This window comes from Lactobacillus fornicalis (assembly GCF_055362665.1).
The window spans coordinates 1-1,075 of the sequence record NZ_JBLTIM010000064.1 but is presented as its reverse complement, the minus strand read 5'-3'; the positions used below and the strand labels follow the sequence as shown (position 1 = coordinate 1,075).

Annotated in this window: 4 protein-coding genes; all 4 read left to right on the top strand. The window is 30.3% G+C overall.

The genetic code is table 11. The annotated features are described in order from the left end of the window. The first annotated feature begins 16 nt into the window (after positions 1-16). The 4 genes from ACNDLV_RS08000 to ACNDLV_RS07985 are packed head-to-tail and all read left to right on the top strand — an operon-like array spanning position 17 to position 748. On the top strand, positions 17-151 hold the full coding sequence (locus ACNDLV_RS08000; RefSeq protein ID WP_498883085.1) for a hypothetical protein: 135 nt from the start codon (positions 17-19) through the stop codon (positions 149-151). 11 nt (positions 152-162) lie between these two features. Then, positions 163-336, top strand: a complete 174-nt coding sequence (locus tag ACNDLV_RS07995) for a hypothetical protein (RefSeq protein ID WP_167802893.1) — start codon at positions 163-165, stop codon at positions 334-336. A 3-nt stretch (positions 337-339) separates the two neighbouring features. After that, a complete protein-coding gene (locus tag ACNDLV_RS07990; protein ID WP_167802892.1) occupies positions 340-522 on the top strand; it encodes a hypothetical protein in 183 nt (60 codons plus the stop codon). A 16-nt stretch (positions 523-538) separates the two neighbouring features. Next, positions 539-748 carry a helix-turn-helix domain-containing protein gene (locus tag ACNDLV_RS07985; protein WP_006587412.1) on the top strand — a complete coding sequence of 70 codons (210 nt, stop codon included), beginning with the start codon at positions 539-541 and terminating at the stop codon, positions 746-748. Positions 749-1,075: the final 327 nt, after the last annotated feature.

Genomic DNA, 1,075 nt, shown 5'->3' with positions numbered 1-1,075 from the left:
AAAATTAGATGAAGCAATCAACGATTTTATAAAAGATAAAAAAGTAATTGATATTAAATATCAGACTAATATGACGTCTATTGTTTGGGATGGCGTTGATGATGATAGATACCTGGTAACAGCACTTGTAATTTATCAAAGTAAGGATTAGGAGAGGGAAACATGACTAAAGAAAAATATCGTTGTACATGGTGTGATGGGGAACTAGATGAAGATGAAGGTATTTTTATGGATAGCAAGCATCGACTATATTGTTCAAAAGATTGTTTATTAGAGCTTAATAGTGAAATCTTTTTAGATTTAGAAGATGCTATAAATGCTTCGAAAGAAGGCTAATTAATGCCTAAAGAAAAACATTATTACTGTTTACATTGCAGTAAAAAAATGAAATTAAATGAACCTGTTTATGAAGACGATATTGGTTGTATATATTGCTCTTCCGAATGCCTTCTTAATGAAAATGTTTTAAATTTTTATCCAACGCTTAAAGAAGCAATAGAAGTTAACTTTTATAACCATTAAAAATAGGAGAAATACCATGCAAATTATGATCTCTGAAGAAGCAGTGAAAAAAGCTGTTCAACAAGAATATTTCAATAAAAGAGAAGCAAGCAATTACTTAGGTATAAGCATGCAAACATTTAAAACTTGGCGTGAAAAATTCAAAATCCCTTATCAAAGTATTGATGGAATGATTCTCTTTGCAAGAAAAGATTTGGAAACATTTATGAATGAACATAAAAGATAAGCATGAAAAAAAGCTCACGGAATAGTGAGCTTGGAGGGTAAATAAATGAATAAATCTTGGGTACTATATATAACCCTGTTAATTATAGCACTTACAGTGCTTATATTATCTGGTCCCGAGTTCTTACCTGGGACGTATTAAAAATGTTTACATTGCTAATTTTCTATATATCAGCTGTACTTATCATTTTAGCAGCAGGGCTAGAAAATATCCAGCTTTTATATATGGCATTACCACTTTACATCTATTGTTTATGGAGGTTTACGACTTATGAGTGAGGAAACAAAAGCAAAACTATTTTTTAGCAGTAACGCAATGATTGATAGA